This is a genomic window from Streptomyces camelliae (assembly GCF_027625935.1).
Classification (GTDB): Bacteria; Actinomycetota; Actinomycetes; order Streptomycetales; family Streptomycetaceae; genus Streptomyces; species Streptomyces camelliae.
Map to the genome: position 1 here is coordinate 4,389,169 of NZ_CP115300.1, position 18,961 is coordinate 4,408,129.

General features: G+C 68.6%; 21 protein-coding genes. 10 read left to right on the plus strand and 11 right to left on the minus strand.

Annotation, left to right across the window (positions count from 1 at the left end; translation table 11 throughout):
• The first annotated feature begins 120 nt into the window (after positions 1-120).
• The 3 genes from O1G22_RS20010 to O1G22_RS20020 all read left to right on the plus strand — a co-directional run bounded on the left by O1G22_RS20010 (position 121) and on the right by O1G22_RS20020 (position 4,406).
• On the plus strand, positions 121-1,887 hold the full coding sequence (locus O1G22_RS20010) for a sigma-70 family RNA polymerase sigma factor (RefSeq protein WP_270082589.1): 1,767 nt from the start codon (positions 121-123) through the stop codon (positions 1,885-1,887).
• Positions 1,888-1,910: 23 nt separating this feature from the next.
• Entirely contained in the window at positions 1,911-2,333 is a 423-nt protein-coding gene (locus O1G22_RS20015) for a hypothetical protein (protein WP_270082590.1), read from the plus strand.
• A 375-nt stretch (positions 2,334-2,708) separates the two neighbouring features.
• Entirely contained in the window at positions 2,709-4,406 is a 1,698-nt protein-coding gene (locus O1G22_RS20020) for an RICIN domain-containing protein (protein WP_270082591.1), read from the plus strand.
• 273 nt (positions 4,407-4,679) lie between these two features.
• Here O1G22_RS20020 and O1G22_RS20025 read toward each other — a convergent pair whose 3' ends face one another.
• A complete protein-coding gene (locus O1G22_RS20025) occupies positions 4,680-7,118 on the minus strand; it encodes a non-reducing end alpha-L-arabinofuranosidase family hydrolase (RefSeq protein ID WP_270082592.1) in 2,439 nt (812 codons plus the stop codon).
• Between the two features lie 133 nt (positions 7,119-7,251).
• Here O1G22_RS20025 and O1G22_RS20030 point away from each other — a divergent pair, with 133 nt between their 5' ends.
• On the plus strand, positions 7,252-7,473 hold the full coding sequence (locus O1G22_RS20030; RefSeq protein WP_270086470.1) for a hypothetical protein: 222 nt from the start codon (positions 7,252-7,254) through the stop codon (positions 7,471-7,473).
• On the opposite strand, the gene O1G22_RS20035 is transcribed toward O1G22_RS20030, so the two are convergent.
• From O1G22_RS20035 to O1G22_RS20050, 4 genes are all read right to left on the minus strand, one after another.
• Positions 7,393-8,178, minus strand: a complete 786-nt coding sequence (locus O1G22_RS20035; RefSeq protein WP_270079549.1) for a hypothetical protein — start codon at positions 8,176-8,178, stop codon at positions 7,393-7,395. The genes O1G22_RS20030 and O1G22_RS20035 overlap by 81 nt on opposite strands.
• On the minus strand, positions 8,175-8,705 hold the full coding sequence (locus O1G22_RS20040; RefSeq protein WP_270079548.1) for a SigE family RNA polymerase sigma factor: 531 nt from the start codon (positions 8,703-8,705) through the stop codon (positions 8,175-8,177). Before O1G22_RS20040 ends, O1G22_RS20035 begins: the two co-directional genes overlap by 4 nt.
• Positions 8,706-8,851: 146 nt before the next feature.
• The gene (locus O1G22_RS20045; RefSeq protein ID WP_270082593.1) at positions 8,852-9,010 is read right to left on the minus strand and encodes a hypothetical protein; all 159 of its coding nucleotides are present in this window, start codon (positions 9,008-9,010) and stop codon (positions 8,852-8,854) included.
• A gap of 664 nt (positions 9,011-9,674) precedes the next feature.
• Positions 9,675-9,776, minus strand: coding sequence for a DUF1304 family protein (locus O1G22_RS20050; protein WP_270082594.1), 102 nt, complete (start codon positions 9,774-9,776; stop codon positions 9,675-9,677).
• A 175-nt stretch (positions 9,777-9,951) separates the two neighbouring features.
• Between O1G22_RS20050 and O1G22_RS20055 the strand changes: the two genes are divergently transcribed.
• Positions 9,952-10,677: a glycoside hydrolase family 16 protein gene (locus O1G22_RS20055; protein ID WP_270082595.1), complete on the plus strand. Its 726-nt coding sequence runs from the start codon at positions 9,952-9,954 to the stop codon at positions 10,675-10,677.
• Between the two features lie 432 nt (positions 10,678-11,109).
• Here the strand turns inward: O1G22_RS20055 and O1G22_RS20060 are convergent, their stop codons facing one another.
• A complete protein-coding gene (locus O1G22_RS20060; protein ID WP_270082596.1) occupies positions 11,110-11,580 on the minus strand; it encodes a hypothetical protein in 471 nt (156 codons plus the stop codon).
• 508 nt (positions 11,581-12,088) lie between these two features.
• Here O1G22_RS20060 and O1G22_RS44555 point away from each other — a divergent pair.
• The gene (locus O1G22_RS44555) at positions 12,089-12,271 is read left to right on the plus strand and encodes a DUF6004 family protein (RefSeq protein WP_333492312.1); all 183 of its coding nucleotides are present in this window, start codon (positions 12,089-12,091) and stop codon (positions 12,269-12,271) included.
• Positions 12,272-12,597: 326 nt separating this feature from the next.
• On the opposite strand, the gene O1G22_RS20065 is transcribed toward O1G22_RS44555, so the two are convergent.
• A complete protein-coding gene (locus O1G22_RS20065; protein WP_225097462.1) occupies positions 12,598-12,819 on the minus strand; it encodes a CarD family transcriptional regulator in 222 nt (73 codons plus the stop codon).
• A 193-nt stretch (positions 12,820-13,012) separates the two neighbouring features.
• On the opposite strand from O1G22_RS20065, the gene O1G22_RS20070 reads away from it, so the two are divergent.
• From O1G22_RS20070 to O1G22_RS20080, 3 genes are all read left to right on the plus strand, one after another.
• Positions 13,013-14,035, plus strand: a complete 1,023-nt coding sequence (locus O1G22_RS20070) for a DNA-directed RNA polymerase subunit alpha (RefSeq protein ID WP_270082597.1) — start codon at positions 13,013-13,015, stop codon at positions 14,033-14,035.
• A gap of 321 nt (positions 14,036-14,356) precedes the next feature.
• Positions 14,357-14,695 (plus strand): MerR family transcriptional regulator, encoded by a 339-nt coding sequence (locus tag O1G22_RS20075; RefSeq protein ID WP_270082598.1) that lies wholly within the window; start codon positions 14,357-14,359, stop codon positions 14,693-14,695.
• A gap of 229 nt (positions 14,696-14,924) precedes the next feature.
• Positions 14,925-15,128, plus strand: coding sequence for a cold-shock protein (locus O1G22_RS20080; RefSeq protein ID WP_031482971.1), 204 nt, complete (start codon positions 14,925-14,927; stop codon positions 15,126-15,128).
• Between the two features lie 187 nt (positions 15,129-15,315).
• On the opposite strand, the gene O1G22_RS20085 is transcribed toward O1G22_RS20080, so the two are convergent.
• Positions 15,316-16,218, minus strand: a complete 903-nt coding sequence (locus tag O1G22_RS20085; protein WP_270086471.1) for a hypothetical protein — start codon at positions 16,216-16,218, stop codon at positions 15,316-15,318.
• A gap of 223 nt (positions 16,219-16,441) precedes the next feature.
• Here O1G22_RS20085 and O1G22_RS20090 point away from each other — a divergent pair, with 223 nt between their 5' ends.
• Entirely contained in the window at positions 16,442-17,095 is a 654-nt protein-coding gene (locus O1G22_RS20090) for a MerR family transcriptional regulator (RefSeq protein ID WP_270082599.1), read from the plus strand.
• A 156-nt stretch (positions 17,096-17,251) separates the two neighbouring features.
• Here the strand turns inward: O1G22_RS20090 and O1G22_RS20095 are convergent, their stop codons facing one another.
• The 3 genes from O1G22_RS20095 to O1G22_RS20105 all read right to left on the minus strand — a co-directional run bounded on the left by O1G22_RS20095 (position 17,252) and on the right by O1G22_RS20105 (position 18,717).
• A complete protein-coding gene (locus tag O1G22_RS20095) occupies positions 17,252-17,683 on the minus strand; it encodes a TetR-like C-terminal domain-containing protein (RefSeq protein ID WP_333492484.1) in 432 nt (143 codons plus the stop codon).
• A complete protein-coding gene (locus O1G22_RS20100; protein ID WP_270082600.1) occupies positions 17,590-18,066 on the minus strand; it encodes a DUF6114 domain-containing protein in 477 nt (158 codons plus the stop codon). Before O1G22_RS20100 ends, O1G22_RS20095 begins: the two co-directional genes overlap by 94 nt.
• A gap of 87 nt (positions 18,067-18,153) precedes the next feature.
• On the minus strand, positions 18,154-18,717 hold the full coding sequence (locus O1G22_RS20105) for a DUF6230 family protein (protein ID WP_270082601.1): 564 nt from the start codon (positions 18,715-18,717) through the stop codon (positions 18,154-18,156).
• Positions 18,718-18,961: the final 244 nt, after the last annotated feature.

Sequence of the window (18,961 nt, forward strand, 5' to 3'; positions counted from 1 at the left end):
ACGATGACATCGCTGCCACGGTGTGTGTGACACCGACGGCGATTGCCCGAGGACCCCCGCAACCCGTCTCGGTCGGCGCGAGCGGGGCTTCGTACCCGCGTCAGGTCGAAGGGAGACCCGATGCCAAGGCATGCCGCGCCCGCGGCCGACGTGATAGCCGCGGCTCGGGCCGGCGATCGCGGCGCCCTGGAAGAGCTCAGCTCCCTGACGCTTCCGCTGGTCTACAGCGTCGCGGCGCGTGCGCACCCGTACCGCGACGACGTCGACGACATCGTCCAGGAGACGATGATGCGCATCCTGCGCGGCATCGGGGGACTGGAGCGCCCGGAGGCGTTCCGGTCCTGGGTGATCACCATCACCGTGAACGAGGTCCGTGACCACATCCGCAGGCGCGGCAGGAGGGAGACGACGGGAGCGGCGTTCGACGCGGCTGAGCACCGGCCCGACCCGGCCGCCGACTTCGCCGAGGGGGTCATCCTCAACCTGCGGCTGTCCGGGCAACGCGAGGAGTCCGTGCGCGCGACCCGTTGGCTCGACGAGGACGACCGGGAGCTGCTGTCACTGTGGTGGCTGGAGACGGCCGGCCGGCTCGCCCGGGCCGAGCTCGCCTCCGCTCTGGACATGACCGGCCATCAAGCGGCTGTACGGGTGCAACGCATGAAGGAGCGCCTGCACACCTCCCGCGTCATCGTCCGAGCCCTCGCGGCCAGGCCCGCATGCGAGGAACTGACCCGGCTGACCCTGGACTGGAACGGGGTCCCCAGCGGCCTGTGGCGCAAACGCCTCGGCCGCCATGTGCGGCAGTGCCCGCGGTGCGTGCGCCACGAGGACGGCATGCTGGCCCCGGAAGGACTGCTGGCGCCCCTGGCCCTCCTGCCCGTGCCGGCGGCACTGCTGGCCTGGCGCCCGTGGCTGTCCGCGGGAACGCACGCCGCGGGGGCCGGCCATGCCGGCACCACGGCCACTTCAGGCAGCGGGGGTTCCGCGACGGCGGGGACGGCAGGGACCGCAGGGACGAGCCTCACCGCGAAGGCCGTGGTGGCGGCGAGTGCGCTGCTCGCCGTGGCCGGTGGCGTGCTCGTGTACGCGGCCCCATGGTCCAGCCCGTCGGCGCGTCCGGCCACCGCCCCGACGGCTTCCGGCCCGGCACCCGCGCCCTCGCTCACCGCATCCGCATCACCGTCACGGCCGGCACCGGTGCGGGGCTCGGCCGTCTCGCATCCCTCGCCCCGGCCGCGGTACGGGTCCGTGGTCGACACCGTGGACAGCGCGCCACCGCCGGACCGGCCGCCCGCCGCATTGCCCCACCGCCCGCAGACCACGGTGACGATGACGGGGCTCAAGAGACACCTGGACGGCTACCAGCTCGTCCACCGCGGGGACACGGTGGTACTGCGCGGGAAGGGCTACTTCACCGTCCACTGGGACGTGATGTACGGGCTGCGCCCCGGGCTGCTGACCATGCCCTCGTGGACCGGACTGCGGGGAAGGCTGTTCCACGTGGCCTCGGGCGGCGGCCACCGCATGGACGACCGTCAGCCGGGCGCGACCGCCGGCGGCACCTGGATGGGCAACCGGCAGCAAGGACTGATCACCCTGCCGCCGGGAGCCCAGCAGATGTGGCAGAACGAGTACTACTACCTCGACGGCAGCGTCACACTCCACCTCAACGAAACCCAGGCCGACTACAACCTCGACGTCCTGCCCTCCTCCTGGCAGGAGACAGCCGACGACATCGCCACTCCCCCGGCCCCGCACTCCGCCGACCGCGAACGGTACGGACTCGTGCGCGACACCGGCCGCGACGACGCCCCCGTACCGCAGTACACCACCCGCTCCACGCCGACCGACGCGGGCACCGTGCCCCAGCGCTCCGTCGTGTCCTGACCATGGGCGGTTGGTGATCGGCCGTGCTGCTGCGACTGGCCTATTTCGGCGTCACGAACGCGTTCGCCATGCTGCGTCTGCTGGCGATGAGCGGCAGGGACAAGGACGTCGAGATCCTCGCCCTGCGCCATCAGATCACCGTCCTGGACCGCCGACTCGGCAAGAAGAGGGGCGGTTCCACCCGGGTGATCGGGCATTCATGGCGGCCTGAAGGTCAGAAGCAGTACCGCCATCCAAGCGCCGTCGCTTCCCAAGCTGAGAGCGCGAGTTCGATTCTCGTCACCCGCTCCAACACGAACCCCCAGGTCATCGACCCGGGGGTTACTTGTTGTCCAGACCGGCGGGCGAGGGCTGCACCACTAGCGCACCATGAGCCCGCCGAAGACTCCGGCTTGTGGTGCGGACGTGTCGCAGCGTTGACCTTCATCCGTGGGGAAGTCCAGTAGCGGGCGTGGTACGCGGTGAGCGGCAGGGCCGGGAGCAGCCATCAGGCGTTCGCCACCGCCGGCGTTCGCCTGCCTCGCTCCACAGCGGACGGGAAGCGGTCAACGCGAAAAAATCTTTGGCTCTTCGCGGCAACCTTTCCGGCTTCTCGGACCACTGAGTGTCGTCCGGCCAAGTGGTCCGGTCAGATGCAACGGCTGAAAGAGAGCACCGACATGTCCCTTGAACGAGAGCACAGACATGTCCCCAGTCCACCCACGTCGTCGGGGGCGTCCCGCGTCGGCGGCCACCGTGCTGACGGCGGCGCCCGCGGTGGTCGCCCGAAGCATCGTGGCCGTCGGTTGCTCGCGCGTCGGGGTCTCTGGGCGGGTCTCGCCATGGTGGTCGTGGCCGGCTCGGCTGTCGTGGTCAGCCAGGCTTCGGCGCAGCAGACCCAGACCCTGGATCTGAAGAAGTGGTACGTGCTGGTCAACCGCAACAGCGGCAAGGTGCTGGACGACCGCGCCTTCGCCACGAACGACGGCGCGGCGGTGGTGCAGTGGAGCCGTCACGGCGGCGCCAACCAGCAGTGGCGGCTCATCGACGCGGGTGACGGGTACTACCGGCTGCAGAACCGGAACTCCGGCAAGGTGCTGGACGACCTCGGCTGGTCGAAGACAGCCGGCTCCGCCATCGTGCAGTGGAAAGACCTGAACGGCACCAACCAGCAGTTCAAACTGGCCAAGTCGCCGAACGGCTACGTGCGTTTGATCAATCGCTTCAGTGGCATGGCCGTCGAGGTCCACAACGCCGCCAAGGCCGACGGGGGCGACGTCGTCCAGAACCGCGACCGGGGCGGCGCCGATCAGCAGTGGCAGCTCGTCCCGGCCGGGAGTGCCGGCAGCTCCGGTACGCCCACCACTCCGGGCGGCAGCGTTCCCACCAGCCAGGCTCCGAGCGGCTCGCACCCGTCGTCGCCGTCGTCGCCGTCGTCGCCCAAGGCTGGTGGCAGCAGCTCGACGACACGTTTCATGGGCAGCAGCACGGTGCTCATCGGCGGCTCGGTGTCTGACGCCTCGGCGGCCGCCGCGCCGTTCGACGTGCGGTACTCCTATGTGCACAGCCAGCCCGCGCCCTCGTCGGACTACTACACGGCAGCGCGCTGCCACGACGGGTGGTCGGGCTGGTGGGGCTGCTGGAACGGCAGCACCACGGCGCCCGGCACTTATGTGACCTGGCGGGACACCGTGGCGGCCGAGGCGACGTACAAGGGCAGTTCGCGTCCGCAGAAGATGCTCTGGACCTGGTACTCGCTGCGCGACCTCGGGGATGCGGCAGGCGAGGGCGACGGTCCGGGCGAGGTCAAGGCCATCAACAGGACCGACCTGCTCACCCGGTACCTGAACGACTACCGCTTCTTCCTCCAGAAGATCGGCACGTCGCACGACGCGATCGACCTTGAGCCCGACTTCTGGGGCTACGTCCGGTCGCTCGGCAATCCGCACCAGGTCGCCGCGCAGGTCACGGCCTCGAATCCGACGGACTGCGGATCGCAGGAGAACAGCGCCACCGGACTCGCCCAGTGCCTGATCTCGATGGCGCACAAGTACGCGCCGAACACCGCCGTGGGGCTGCACCTTTCCTGCTTCGACTGGCAGACCAACACACAGGCATGCGTCAAGGACTACGCGAACCTCGGGGCGAAGAACGCCGACTTCCTGGTCACCGATGTGTCGGACCGCGACGCAGGCTGGTACGCACAGCCGGCCCACGGCGGCAGTGACCACTTCTGGAACGACCAGAAGGCCGCCGCCGCGCTGCAGTTCTACAAGACGATGGCCGAGTCCGTGGGCAAGCCGGTGGTCCTGTGGCAGATCCCCGTGGGCAACATGGCACAGAACAACACCCTCAACCATTACAAGGATGACAAGGTGGACTGGTTCTTCGCACACATGGACCAGGTCGCGAACGCCCATGTCGCCGGGCTGCTCTTCGGTCCAGGACAGCAGGAACAGACCACGGCCGAGACCGACGGCGGAAACCTGATCAACAAGACCATCGCCTACCACAACTCAGGTGGCACAGCCCTCAAGTAGGCGAAGAAAACGAATGCGCCCCCATCTCCCTGATGGGGGCGCGTTTTTGTCATCTTCGTCGGGCTGAGGACTTCTCGGCCGGCGCCGGCCATGCTGTGCTTCGGTCGGTACCCACGATGAAAGTCCACAAAAGAGAGGAACCCCAGCCGGCGTACGGCTGGGGTTCCTCAAGGCGGTGGGTATCGGTCAGCGGGTGGAGGTGCCCGCGCCGTAGACCGCTCGTCTACGTGCCGGTGCACCGCACCCGGTCGCGATCACCGTGGATCAGGCGGGTCAGCGCTGCAGGGTAAGGAGGCCCGGCCGCCAGGGCAGTTGGTCGTAGGGGCCGGTCGCGGTGGGGGACTTGCCCTGGTAGAGGAACTGCAGGTGGCAGGGGTCGATGGTCATGGTCTGGTCGGGGTTGTTGCGGACCAGGTCGCCGTGGCTGATGTCGTTGGTCCAGGTGGCACCGCTGTTGGCCTTGCCCGCGAAGGGGTTGCTCTCGCTGGCGGCCTGCGGGGTCCAGGAACCGTTCAGGCTGGTGGCGGTGAAGGAGCGGAAGTAGCGCTGCTCGTTCGCGCCCCGAGCCTCGACGATCATGAGGTACTGGTTCTGGCCCTGCACCTTGTAGACCTGCGGCGCCTCGAACAGGTTCTTCACCGTGTCGCTCATGACCGTCGTGTAGGACGAGCCGAAGTTGCCCGGGAAGTTCCCGATCGGCATGCTCGCCCGGTAGATCTTGCCGTTGTCACCGGCGAAGAACAGGTACATGTTCTGGTCGTCGGCGATCAGTGTCTGGTCGATCGGGCCGGTGGCGGATTCGGTGCGGGGGATGCTGCCGGTGAACAGCGGCTGCGGCGCGGACCAGCCGTTGGGGTTGGTGGGGTCGCTCGACGTGCGGTAGACGAACGGCGACGCGCCCCACTGGGACGCCAGCACCCAGATCTTCTTGGGCGCGAAGTAGAACAGCGTGGGCGCCACCGCTTTCTGGCTCATGCCGGTCTGGCCGGCCGACGCCATGTCCGCCCAGTTCGTGAACGGCTTGAACATCATCGAGCCGTACGACGATCCCGACACGCTCGACGCGTAGACCAGGTGCTTGCCGTTGTACACCACGTCGGTGAAGTCCTTCACCGCGTCCCACCCGTTCGCCGGCTGCGCCAGCGCACCCGTCGACGTCCACCGGTATGTCGACGGAAGAGCGCACGCGCCGCCCGCCGACGCGGGCGTCGAAGTCCTGAGGTTCCAGTGCTGGTGGGCGCCGCCCCCCGAGTCCCGGATCTGGACGGGAGTGCCGTTGGCGGTCCGACCGCTGGGGATCTCCAGCGCGCGGCCGCTGGCGACGTTGGTCAGCGTGTAGGAGCCGTCACTGTTCCGGGCGGCCCGCCAGTGCTGGTTGGCGCCGCCGTTCGAGTCCCAGACCTGCATCCTCGTCCCGTTGCCCGTCTGGTTGCCCGGCTCGTCCAGTACCCGGCCGCTGGCGACGTTGGTCAGCGTGTAGGAGCCGTCACTGTTGCGGCCGGCCCGCCACTGCTGGTTGGAGGCACCGCTGGCGTCCCACACCTGGAGCGGGGTGCCGTTGCCGTTGTATCCCGCGGGCTCGTCGAGAACGCGTCCGGCGGCCACGTCGGAGAGCGTGTAGACGGTGCCGGAGGTGATGCCCTCGTCCGGCGTGCCGCCGCCGCTGCTGCCGCCCAGGGCGGTGAGCACCGCGTTGTAGGCGGGCTTCTTGTTGCCGCCCGCGTCGAACAGCAGCGGGTTCTCACCGGTGCGCCAGGAGTCGCTGTCGCGGATGCCCCACACCGTGATGCCCGTGCAGCGAGCGACGTTGAGGCACGCCTGAACGGTGTTGGCGTACGCCGTCGGCGACGCCTGGGCGATGTCGAGCTCGGTGATCTGGACGTCCACGCCGAGCGCGGCGAACTTGGACAGAGTGGTCTGGTAGCTGGCCGGCGGGCCGCCGGTGCCGAAGTGGCTCTGGAAGCCGACGCAGTCGATCGGTACGCCGCGCGACTTGAAGTCCTTGACCATGGCGTAGACGCCCTGCGTCTTGGCGTCGGTCCAGTTCTCGATGTTGTAGTCGTTGTAGCAGAGCTTGGCCGAGGGGTCGGCTTTCCGGGCGGTGCGGAAGGCTTCCTCGATGAAGCCGTTGCCGAGCACGTTCTGGAAGACCGAGCTGCGGTGCTGGCCGCTGCCGCCGTCGGCGAACGCCTCGTTGACCACGTCCCAGGCGTAGATCTTGCCCTTGTAGTGGGTCATCTCGGTGGTGATGTGGTTGTCCATCACGCTGCGCAGGGTGTTGGCGTCGGTGATGGACTTGACCCAGCCGGGCAGTTGGGAGTGCCACACCAGGGTGTGGCCGCGCATGCGCTGGCCGTGCGCGGCGGCGTGGCCGACGATCTGGTCGGCCGGGCCGAAGTTGAAGTTCCCGCGGGAGGGTTCGGTGGTGTCCCACTTCATCTCGTTCTCCGGGGTGATCATGTTGAATTCCCGGTCGAGAACGGTGGAGTACGTCGAGTCGCCGAGCCTGCCCGAGGACACTGCCGTACCGAAGTAGCGGCCACTGCCGGCCGCTGCACCGGCCAGGGTCGGCGTGCGGGCATTCGGCGTGCGTGCGGCCTGGGCGACCAGGGGTACGGCAGCACCCGCGGCGGCGACGACCACGGCGGCGGCGAGCACGCGGCGGGTAGCCGGGCGGCGGCGATGAGAGCGATTCTGATCTGACAACGGCATGTCCTTCTGGCACAACGGGCCTTGATCCGGCCCCGGTTACCCGCCAGTTGCCGCCACGCACACAAAGGTTGCCGCGATCGAGGGAAGAATTTTCAGGGCCGCCGTCGCCGTCCCTATCCAGTTCCACGGCGACCTGCCGGCCACCCTGGAGGCCACCTACGCCGACGGGACCAACGCCGGCCCGGCCGCTGGACCCCGTACCAGCAGCTCGGGTACTTGTTCTCCTGTCGAGCTGTGCGGCAAGGGAACTCGTCGCCTTGCCGCACAGCGGCGTTCACCGGGTCGGGACGAACCCTCCCCGGACCGACGCGGAGCCGCCCGAACCCTGCGCGTCGACGCGGTAGCCGTCGCCTGAGGCACTGCGCTTGCCGGTGCCGTTGTTGAACTGGGCGGCAAACTCATAGCTCCCGGCCGGCACGGTCAGGCCCGGCTTGAGGACCCAGCGGTAGACCAGCGTGCCGCCGGCCTCCTGGGCGGTGACGGTGAAGTCACCACTCGGCAGGGTCTGCCAGGTACCGGTGTTCTGCACCCCGCCGGTCTGCACGAACCGCATCTCGATCGTGAGCGAGGTGAGCGGCTGGGTCGTCTTGAGGACGAGGTTGCTCTGCGTCCAGTAGACGGTGCTGCGCGGGTCCACCGAGCCGGCCGACCACAGCGGCCCGTTCCGGCTCTCGCCGGCGGACGGTGATGGACTGGTCGCCGGCGGAGTCGGGCGCGCGCTGCCCGGGGTGGTGGCCGGGGCCGGCGCGACAGGGGTGGGGCGGGCCGATGTCGGTGGCCGGGAGGTGGCGTCCGGGGACGGGGTGGCAGGCACGGTCACGGTGGCCGACGGCGACGATTTCGCGACGATGGCGGCGACGGCGAGGCCGCCGGTCGCCAGGATGCCGGCGGCGGCGAGCCCGGCGAGCGCGACCCTGGTCCCGGACCTCGCGAACGGCCGCGCGCGGTGACGGACGGCGGGGCCGGCCACGCCGCGTTGCACCCGGGCCAGCATCCTCGCGCGGTCGGGCCGGTGGGCTTCGGCGGCCTCACGCAGCCGACGGGCGATCTCCTCGTTCACCGGTTCCTCCTCCCTGCCATCAGGTCCCCGGCCGCTCGTGCGCCCAGTATCCTTTGCAGTTCGGCCATTCCCTTCGAGGTCTGGCTCTTCACCGTGCCGACCGAGATGCCCAGCGCCACGGCCGTGTCCTTCTCCGACAGGTCGAAGGCGTGCCGCAGCACCACGCAGGCACGCTTGCGGAACGGCAGCCGGGCGAGCGCCGCGCGGACGTCCAGCACGGCCGCCGTGTCCGGCCCCTCCACCTTCTCGGGGCTGCGGGACCAGAACAGCGTGATCCTCAGTCGCTCGCGCACCGCGCTGCGGATCCGCCCCCGCGCCAGGTTGGCCACCACACCGCGGGCGTAGGCCAGCGGGTGGTCGGCCTGCCGCAACCGGTCCCAGCGCTGCCACAGGGCGACCAGGGCATCCGCCGCAAGGTCGTCCGCCGCGTCGGCCTCGCCGGTCAGCAGGTATGCCAGACGGGCGAGTTCGGCATAGTGGCGTTCGAAGAATTCGTGGAACTCCGCGGACGCGTCATCGAGGACCATCCCCCGGTCGCCCTCTCCTGGCAATGACGTGCACGTTGGTTGCACGTTTAACAACAACGGGGAGCGCAGCCTAACAGTGCCCAGCCCGGGATTCGAACAGCGGTCGTGCTCGGTCGCGGGCCGGTGAAGGCTGACCGGCGGGCTGGTCAATGCCGGGCGAACTGGACGCCGGTCAGCTGCGCGACGTCCGGCCGCACGGCGATGCCATCGACGGTCAGCCGCTCCCCGTAGATGTCCGTGATCCTGCCCGTGACCAGTCCGCGCCTGCGCCACGGTTGCGGCGCGACGTGCTTCGTTGCCCTCATGCCCGTCCATCCGGTAGTTCGACTCGGCCTTCCGGCTCCCAGTTGCCGCAGGGGACGAGAAGGTTGCCGCCCCGACGCTGATTTCTCGGCGACCAGTGCACGGCACGGAAGGGATCTGAAGAACATCGGATACGGCGGCAATCTTTCCCTCCCGAGCGGCCACCCAGCAGCAACGGCGGCCTGAACGTCATGCTGATCAACAAGAACCCGCAGAACGCGGCGCAGGTGTCGCTCTCCTACGCCGGATACACCCCGGCCCCAGGGACGGTCAGGACCGTTTCGTACACCAAGGGCGGCACCGCCCTGACCACGGCGACTCGGGGAACAGCGGCCGCACAGACACTGCCCCCGTACTCGATCACGACTCTCCAGCTGAAGCCCTCGTCGACGGCCCCCCGCACTGACATCCCGTCACCTGCCCCCCACTCCAACCGCCCCCTGCCGACCGCTGCCGCTGCGCCGGTTGCCTCCGCCGCAGGCACGATCGGCACCCGTGCGCAGGCGACGGCGGCCGGCCAACGGCCTTGGAGGCAATTGGGGGCGGGGCACGATGGCCTGGGGGTAACGGGACGGGGCGGCACGGTCCAGGGCACGAGTCACATCTCCCGATCGTGCCGCCCATCACTGACAGTTCCGTCAGCCCCGTTCGACTTGTCGGCGACGCTCAGCGGGCGGCCAGCACCAGCGCCAATCCGATCAGCGCGGGAACAGTCTGCACGAAGACGATCTTTCGGCCGGCCGTGGCGCCACCGTACGCGCCGGCCACGGCCACGCGTTGCTGTCGAGTCGGGGCTGCGACACGTCGTGTCTTCAACTCCGGAAGCCATGAGGCGATCGATGCCGCGCATCTTGTCAAACATTGAACTGACTTCTAGAGTCCGGCGCTAGAGGGAGTGTGGGATCGCTCCCACGTCTCATGTCATCCGAGCAATGGAGCCGCGATGTCATCTGCACTTCTCAGGCCGGGACGCCTGACAGTCGCCGCCCTGGCGGCTCTGTCACTGCTTCTCCTGGGACAGCCGCAAGCCCACGCGGCGTCCTGGGGAGCCCCCCAGACCATCAACTCGTGGAACACCATCAGCGGACGGTGGACCGCCAACAACGAGCTGGAGACCTACACCCCGAACTGTGTCTGGTACGAGGGCAACACCCTCGTCATCAAGACCTACAAGTCGGGCAGCACGTACTACTCGGGCCGCGTGGAGTCCAAGGCACTCTATGGCTACGGCACTTACAGCTTCACCGCGAACATGCCCAACGGCCAGGGCCTGCTGCCTGCGGTATGGGCGGCCTACCTGAATCCGTGGCTGCCCGAGTTCGACGCCGCCGAAATCGTCGGCCAGAACCCGAACACCGTCTACCAGACCTCCCACGACTCCAACAACGCCCAGACCCAGTTCTCGAAGACGAATTCTGCGGGCTGGACCAACGCGTACCACACGTACTCGTTCACCTGGTGGCCCGATCACATCGACTTCGCCGTGGACGGCACCATCACCGGCACCAAGTGGTACACCACCGCCCCGGGTGTCGGGATGCACTTCATCGTCAACACCGCCGTCGGCGGCGACTGGCCGGGCAACCCCAACGACTCGACATGGGCCACAGCAGACGGCGCGAGGTACCTGAAGGTCTCCTCGATCACGTACACCCCGTACTATCCGTAAGGGCTCCGCTTCAGGACCCGAACCGGAGGATTGCCGAGACCGTGCCCGCCGGCCTGGCCGGGCGCCGTCCACGGAAACGTTTCGCGCAGCTTCCTCGAAGCCTCGGCAGTGAGCTGATTTCGGTGAGTTCACTGCCGAGCGGTCTGTCGACGTACAGACGCGGGCACCTGCCACAAGGCCACGATCCGCGTCGACGGGCCGACAGTGACCCGTCCTGAGGGCGGGTACCGAACGGCCGCGGGCGCCGCAAACGGCTTACGCAGTGGTCTTGGGGTGAGTCTTGAAGATCGGGGGCCCGCTTCGGACTCTTGCGGGCGGGTCCACAGACCGCCCGAGTCGCGGCAAGCTCACGGGCCCCCGATGGATCGTTCCGGGAAGTGACCGCCGATCACCTGGATGACGGAGATCACGATCCCGGCACGCCAGGTCGCGTCAGGAGAACGTCCCGGGGATGGGCTCTGTGACGCCGTTGGTGAGGTCGGTGATGGACACGTCCGTGTAGCTCACGTCGGTCGGCCCGATCAGCTTCTGCCCCGGGGGGCAGGTGAAGGTGCCAGGGCCCGGCGGGTCGATCGTGAGCGAAGCGGTGACGGATCCGTTCCTGCCGGAGTTGAAGGTACCGAAGGCCGAGACGTCCTGGAGGACGGTTGTCTTGTTCCCGGCCGCGGGGTTGTGGCCGCCCTTGTTGAAGCATTGGTAGGTGGCCGATGCCTGCGCGTCGGCCTGGTAGTTGATGTTCTGGTTGTTGCCGAGCCCGGCTTCCTTGAAGCTCACGGTGAGCTGGCCTTCGGGGTTCGGTCCCGTTGCCGAGGCGTTGATGAAGTGCGGGTTGGCGGCGAACGCCGGGGCCACGGCGATCGCCAGGGCCGCCGCAGTCGTCGCGAGGGTGGTACGAATGCGCACGCGAATCTTCCTTCTGTGCAGGGAACATGGTGCCCGAGACGTGCTCGTCCGGCCTGCGCCACCGAGGCGCATGCCTTGATGGCCACGCCACTGTCGATCAGGCATATCGGATATGCAAGACATTTAAGGACAGACACGAAATCTGCACTCGATCAACCCATGGTTGACGTCGATCTCTTCGCATAATAGGACGGCACTTGCAGTGGAATGTCCGGTATTCCACGACAGTTGAGCAGCGACACCGCACGTGACGCAGAAGCCGGTGCCCGCAAGCGTCTTGAGGCAGGGACCAACAGGGCAACGCCGTACGGCAGCGAGTACAGCGACCACCACGACCGCAGCTGAATGTCACCCGCTACCGGCGACCGACTCATCAGCCGAGCAGACCTCGACGAAAGCCTGCTTCCGGCACGGGCGGCGTCCTCGGTACTGGAGGGCGCATTGTCGGTTTGACTCGGCGGCGTAGCCGGCACGCTGCTCGTCAGCGCATTTCCCGGGCTGCCGGCGTGTGCTGCCGTTCACACGTACCGGCGAGTGCGCGGAGCTGGGCGGTCGCGTCATGCTGCGGGTCAGCCGGCCGCGTCCGTCGGGCGGCAGCCTGGGCGAGGTCACGGCACGGCTCACAGGTGTGCAGCTCACGATGCGCGACGCGTACGTCGGCGAGACGGCTGCGAGGGCGGGGGGCGGCTGACGCGTGGGTGCGGGCATGCGCGACGGCGCCCGCACCCGCGTTCGCCCGAGTCGTCCCGCACTCACCCCTGGCAGCACACAGCCGCCTTGGGCTACCTCGCACGCATGCCCGAGGCGGGCCCCTGTTCCTCCTCAAGCAGGAAGGTTTCGTCTTCCCCGAAGTCCGGGGCCTGGAAGGGGTTTGTCGCCGGCGGCGGCGATGCCGGAGCGGCACTGCGGGGGTGCCCTTCCAGGGCGGAGAACAGCGACGTCAGATCGATGAGAGGTCTCGCTTTCGTTGCAGGTCGCTGAGGGGGCCTGGCGTGCCCTGACCGGGCACGGCGGTCCCTACAGCTTGGTCATCTTGGCGTACGGGCTCAAGATCCGCATTTGCTCCGAGCCGAAATCCACGAGGGCCGCGATTCCATCCTCGATGCCGATCACCCGGCCGAGGCCGTACACGTCGTGTGTGACCTGGTCGCCCACGGCGAAGTGCTTGGGAGCCGGCGTGACCGGGGCCTTGAAGGGGCTGGTGGGCAGATGACGCTTCGGTGCAGCAGGCTTAGTCATTGCCCCCAGTATGCGCCAACGAACTGCGCTCGTGGCTACCTCGTCGACCGTTGCACTCCACTCCGGCAGGAGCTGAGCCGGCGGCAGACGGGCGGGCGCGGGCGGTTCGGCTTCATAGGAGGGCCGCAGCACCCGTACTCTTCGGGGACCACGGCGTCAGATAGCGGGCGCCAGACACTGGAGGCAATACCTCGTGCTGATCGCTCAGCGTCCGTCACTGACCGAAGAGGTCGTCGACGAGTTCCGGTCCCGGTTCGTGATCGAGCCGCTGGAGCCGGGCTTCGGCTACACCCTCGGCAACTCCCTGCGCCGTACCCTCCTCTCCTCGATCCCCGGCGCTGCTGTCACCAGCATCCGCGTCGACGGCGTCCTGCATGAGTTCACCACCGTGCCGGGCGTCAAGGAGGACGTCACCGACCTGATCCTCAACATCAAGCAGCTGGTCGTCTCCTCGGAGCACGACGAGCCGGTCGTGATGTACCTGCGCAAGCAGGGCCCGGGTCTGGTCACCGCCGCCGACATCGCGCCCCCGGCCGGTGTCGAGGTGCACAACCCCGACCTCGTCCTCGCCGCGCTGAACGGCAAGGGCAAGCTGGAGATGGAGCTGACCGTCGAGCGCGGTCGCGGTTACGTCTCCGCCGTGCAGAACAAGCAGGTGGGCCAGGAGATCGGCCGTATCCCGGTCGACTCGATCTACTCGCCGGTTCTGAAGGTCACGTACAAGGTCGAGGCCACGCGTGTCGAGCAGCGCACCGACTTCGACAAGCTGATCGTCGACGTCGAGACCAAGCAGGCGATGCGTCCGCGTGACGCCATGGCCTCCGCGGGCAAGACGCTGGTCGAGCTGTTCGGTCTCGCCCGCGAGCTGAACATCGACGCCGAGGGCATCGACATGGGCCCGTCCCCCGTGGACGCCGCCCTGGCCGCCGACCTCGCGCTGCCGATCGAGGAGCTGGAGCTCACGGTCCGCTCGTACAACTGCCTCAAGCGTGAGGGCGTCCACTCGGTGGGTGAGCTCATGGCTCGTTCCGAGGCGGACCTGCTGGACATCCGCAACTTCGGTGCGAAGTCCATCGACGAGGTCAAGGCGAAGCTGGCCGGCATGGGCCTGGCCCTCAAGGACAGCCCGCCCGGATTCGACCCGACCGCCGCCGTGGACGCCTTCGGCGCGGACGACAACGGCAGCACGGGTTTCATGGGGACCGAGCAGTACTGAACGCCGCGCCCGGGGCGCGGGGAGCCAGGAGGCAGCGGAGCCGGCGATGAGCGCGCCGGCTCCGCTGTCCCCGGCTCCCCGTTGGCCCACACCGCGGCACGGCCACTGAGCGAGCCGAGCCCCGGCCCCGCCCGCGCTCGGCAGCACGCGAAGGACGTACGGCGCCGGCGCGCGGCGGTACGCGGAAATCTGTCACGGCGAGGCCATATGTCCGCCCCTGACGGAGATAGGTTTGTGCCACGAGGCAGATGGCGCTGAGTCCTCGGAGCGCGGTGCCACGCACGCCTGGGTTCCCCTCCGCGTCCCCGAAACGAAGGTGCCATGCCCGCTGAGAACGTCCCTGTCGCCGGCAATCTCGACGATGACGACTATCCCGCCTACACGATGGGGCGGGCCGCTGACGTTCTCGGCACCACTCCCGCCTTCCTCCGGGCCGTCGGCGAAGCCGGGCTCATCACGCCCCTGCGTTCGGAAGGCGGCCACCGCCGGTACTCCCGCCGCCAGTTGCGCATCGCCGCCCGTGCCCGCGAACTGGTCGACCAGGGCACTCCCGTCGAGGCCGCGTGCCGCATCGTCTCGCTGGAGGACCAGCTCGACGACGCTCTCCGCCTGAACCGGGAAATGCGCCGGAAGCTGGACGGACGCGGCGCGGATACCTAGTCCCGCCAGTACAGAATTACGGACTGCGGCGGGACGAGAATTACTGGACGCTCCGGAAAATGCATGGGTGTTGCGACTGGATCTGTGTTAGCGTGATAGCAGTTGCAGTTTTGATTGCCAGAGATTTTTCTTTGCAGAGCTTTCCGGATCTTTCCGGAGGGGTGATCATCGCGGCGACTCGGCTCCGCACAGTGCGGAGTCCGGTACTGCCCCTCAAGGGAGATTCAATATGGCATCTGGCACCGTGAAGTGGTTCAACGCGGAAAAGGGCTTCGGCTTCATCGAGCAGGAGGGTGGCGGCCCGGACGTCTTCGCCCACTACTCGAACATCGCCACCCAGGGCTTCCGCGAGCTTCAGGAAGGCCAGAAGGTTACCTTCGACGTCACGCAGGGCCAGAAGGGCCCGCAGGCCGAGAACATCGTTCCCGCCTGACACTGACGCGAATCGTCGCGAGCCAGTGGTTCGCGCATCGTGTGGCTGGGGCCCGCGCTCTTCGGAGTGCGGGCCCCAGCTCATTATTCCCCTGTTTTCCGCGTTTACCGGACCAGCGACAGCCCGGCTGCCCCACGAAGCCCGGCTTTTCTTTTCCTCCAGCTCATTCCTGCGAATCCTTGTGCGATCATCGGCGCTGGAGGGAATTCCTCGATCGGTATGGGGAGGGCGTCCGGACCGCCCCCCGCAGGGACCCGTACGTCCCGAGAGTGACGGCCGGCAGGATCAGGCCGGCCGCCCCCAGTGTCGCTCCGTCCGGATGAGTCAGCGGCTGGCCGCGCAATGCCCGCCAGAGGACCAGGGCGAACGCGGCCGCGTATGCCCCCGAAGCGAGCAGCACCAGGCGCAACCGGACCCGGTCGTCGGCGAGGCGGTCGAAACGCGGCGCGAGGACGGTCAGCACCATGACCAGCGTCGGCAGGAGTTGCAGCGCGTGCATGCCGACGAAGTGCGGGATCCGTAGATCGCCACCCGTCGTGGACCAGCCGGTCAGGGGCATCGAGGGGCCGCCGTCCGGCACGCCCACGCTGTGCGCGCCGACCACCTTGGAGACGCCGCGCCGCTGCCCCGGTGCGGGCCGGGTCATCAGGAAGCCGACAGCGGCCCCGGCCAGGGCCAGGACGATGCCGGAGCGCATCGCCCAAGCGGATGCGCGGTCGGCGATCCGGGCGCGGAGCAGCAGCACGGCGACGACGAGCGTGGCCGTCCACAGGATGACGACCGTGACGGCCATCGTGTTGTACAGGGCCTCGTCGAAGGGCGTTTCGTGGTTGAAGTGGCTGCGCTTACCGCGTGCGGCCTGCCCCGTGATGATCACCATCTCGACGAGGCCCGCCAGCGCGACGACCGTCCCCGCCCACCAGCCCACGCGTCGGCCCCTGGGGAGGAACGACAGCATCCAGGCCAGGGAGGGGCAGTACGCCACGAACGAGACCGAGAACTTGAACGGCTTGGCCCAGACCGGCGCGCCCACCAGGACGCGGTCGTCGACCACGAGTCCCACCGCGGACATGAGCGCCGTCACGGCCATCGCCGCCGAGAAGAGCACCAGCGGTCGGTGCCATGACCGCCATGGCGCCGAAGGCGAGCGCGACGACGCAGGCCACGAGGACACAGGCGAGGAAAGCATGACTACCCCCAAGAAGTAGATAGCGGCACTATCCGCTATCCGATAGCTCCACTATCTATCATGGGTGAGCGACCGGCAAGGGCCGGCGCGGCGGGCAGGGCGAAGGCCGAGGAGTGAACCGGCAGTGCGTATCGGAGAGTTGAGCCGGAAGACCGGAGTGCCGGTGCCGACGATCAAGTACTACGTCCGTGAGGGCCTGCTGCCTCCGGGCGAGCTGACCAGTCGGAACCAGGCGAGCTACGGCGAGGCGCACGAGCGCCGGCTGCAGCTGATCCGCGCCCTGCTCGATGTGGGCGGCATGAAGGTGGCCGCGATCGCGGACGTACTGGCGGCCGTCGACGATCCGGAGCGTCCGCTGCACAAGGTGCTCGGCGCCGCGGCGGACCGCATCGGCAGCGCGCACGCCGAGCACGACGACGCCGAGTCGGCGGCCGCCCAGGACGTCGTCGCCGACCTCATCTCCCGGCGTGGCTGGCGGGCGCACGAGTCGAACCCCGCCGCCGCCGACCTGGCCAAGGCCCTTGCCGCCATGGCCCGGTTGGGCCACGGGGCGTTCACCGAAGTGCTCGACGACTACGCCGACGCCGCCGAGCAGGTCGCCCGCGCCGACCTCAGGTACGTGGACCGGCAGGTGGCGGTCGAGGACAGAGTGGAGGGTGTCGTGGTCGGGACCGTACTGGGTGAGGCAGTGTTCAGCGCGCTGCGGCGACTGGCCCATGTGGACGCCTCGGCGAGGCTGTACGGCACCGACGCGCCGCAGGGGCGCGGGACGGGCTGAGCCGGCCGGGAGATCGAGTGCGTCTTCGGAGCCGTGCCCCTCGCTTCGCCGATGTGAAGTCGCTTGCACCGACCAGCAGTTCACATTGAAGGCGCCCCGGCGCTCACTCCATGCGCCGGAAGCCGGCCTCGCACGACCGCCCGGACAGTCTGTCCGTTACGGCGCGCAGCCCCGCAGGGCGAAGGCGATCGTGTCCTTCAGGCCCCGTTCGACGGCGTCGGCGGGGATGCCGCCGGACACGGTGAGGGCGACGTAGCCGTGGATGGCGGCCATGACCGGCAGGCCGATCTCCCCCGCGGGACCCTCGCGGACCTCGCCCCGGTGCTGTGCATCCTCGATGAGCCGGGCGGCCAGGGCCGGCAGCTGCTGGGAGGCGGCGGCCAGTTCGAGGGAAGCGGTGGGGTCGTACTTGACCGAGTGCATCAGCTCCAACAGCGCCGGGTCGGCAGCGGCGAAGGCCAGGTAGGTACGGCTGAGCGCGGTCAGGCGCCACTTCAGCCCTCTTCCGCCGGAACCGCCGTTGCCGCCGCGTCGTTCGGCGGCGTCGGCGTCGGCGGTTCGTCGTCCGTGGGAGGCATCCAGGCGCAGGCCAGGGAGCCGCCGATCAGGCCGGAGGCGACACCGAGGAAGAGGCCGCCGAAGTTCGCGACGGGAAAGGAGATGAGGGCGAGCAGAAGAGTGGCGACCCCGGCGAAGACACGAAGGTGGGGGCGGCAGCAGAGCGCGATGCCCAGGGTCAGGAGCAGAACTCCGATCACCAGGGATCCGGCGCCGGACGTGGTCGACAGGGCGAGCGGAATCCCGCCCAGGTCCAGGTTCGCGTAGGGCCAGTAGAGGATGGGGAGACCGGCGCCGAACGTGAACAGCCCGGCCCAGAAAGGGCGTTCGCCGCGCCAGGTCCGGAACCTTCGCCGGAACTCCGGTGCCGTGGTGAGCAGTTCACGGTGTCTGCCGAGGGGGTTGATGATCACGCGTCCTGTCCTGATCAGTGCTGCTGCGGTTCCGCGAGGAGGATGCGAGACCCGGACGTACGACCCCCGCACGAGGGTCCGCCCGAGTCAGGGGCAGGCGTGGTTGCCCTGATCGAGCTGCACGCGCAGGCCGGGAATGCTGAACGTGCCGGCGGACAGCGCGACCGCGCTCACCCGCACGCCCTTCAGGGTGGTCGACGCAGCCTGATGGCCGACGCCGTCGGGATCGAAGAACCGCGAGTTCCTGTCTCCGGGGTCGACCGGCCCCTTGGTGAGGGCACCCTGTGCGACACCGATGTCGAGGCCGTTGAAGGTCGCGTCCTTGACCGTCTCGGTCGTCGCGTCGATGAACATGTCCGACGCCTCGGCCGGCCGGCCGTCACCGCCGGTGAGCCGCAGGGTCCGCGTGCCCAGCACCGGGATGTCGACGACGACGGACTGGCACAGCCCGCTGACTGTCGCATGCCGGAATCCGTTGACCATGACGGGTACGAGTTCATGTTTCCTGGTCACGTCGACCATGCCGTAGAGGCTGAACCCACGCACGGTCAGGGAGTCGGCGGTGACCTGGAACTTCTGACCGGAGATGAAGAACGACGCGGCGAGCACTCCCTGCGCCATGGCGATGCCGACCGACGCACACGCTGCCATGCTGGGCACCAGGACCACCGCGAAACGCCTCCACCGGGTCCTCCCGGCGCGATGCGACATCCCGTCTCCTTCGGTCGTGAGGTGAGTCCGCCATGCCACGAAGGCAGACATTGCCCCATTTATCCGGTAATGGATCCTAGGCTTCCGGGCACGTCAACCGGCCGCACGCCAGGTCCGCCGTCCGAGTGGTGCGCGTTTTGCGGTCGTTCCGTCGCCCCGACCGTTCGGTGAAAACCGGTGGAAC

Bases quoted from the DNA above. Each gene is read 5' to 3' on its own strand.
- O1G22_RS20085 (WP_270086471.1), bottom strand. From the start codon at position 16,218: ATGGCCGTGACGGCGCTCATGTCCGCGGTGGGACTCGTGGTCGACGAC.
- O1G22_RS20040 (WP_270079548.1), bottom strand. From the start codon at position 8,705: ATGGTCCTCGATGACGCGTCCGCGGAGTTCCACGAATTCTTCGAACGC.
- O1G22_RS20105 (WP_270082601.1), bottom strand. From the start codon at position 18,717: ATGGCAGCGTGTGCGTCGGTCGGCATCGCCATGGCGCAGGGAGTGCTC.
- O1G22_RS20025 (WP_270082592.1), bottom strand. From the start codon at position 7,118: ATGCCGTTGTCAGATCAGAATCGCTCTCATCGCCGCCGCCCGGCTACC.
- O1G22_RS20020 (WP_270082591.1), top strand. From the start codon at position 2,709: ATGGTGGTCGTGGCCGGCTCGGCTGTCGTGGTCAGCCAGGCTTCGGCG.
- O1G22_RS20080 (WP_031482971.1), top strand. From the start codon at position 14,925: ATGGCATCTGGCACCGTGAAGTGGTTCAACGCGGAAAAGGGCTTCGGC.
- O1G22_RS20065 (WP_225097462.1), bottom strand. From the start codon at position 12,819: ATGACTAAGCCTGCTGCACCGAAGCGTCATCTGCCCACCAGCCCCTTC.
- O1G22_RS20010 (WP_270082589.1), top strand. From the start codon at position 121: ATGCCAAGGCATGCCGCGCCCGCGGCCGACGTGATAGCCGCGGCTCGG.
- O1G22_RS20055 (WP_270082595.1), top strand. From the start codon at position 9,952: ATGTCATCTGCACTTCTCAGGCCGGGACGCCTGACAGTCGCCGCCCTG.
- O1G22_RS20075 (WP_270082598.1), top strand. From the start codon at position 14,357: ATGCCCGCTGAGAACGTCCCTGTCGCCGGCAATCTCGACGATGACGAC.
- O1G22_RS20045 (WP_270082593.1), bottom strand. From the start codon at position 9,010: ATGAGGGCAACGAAGCACGTCGCGCCGCAACCGTGGCGCAGGCGCGGA.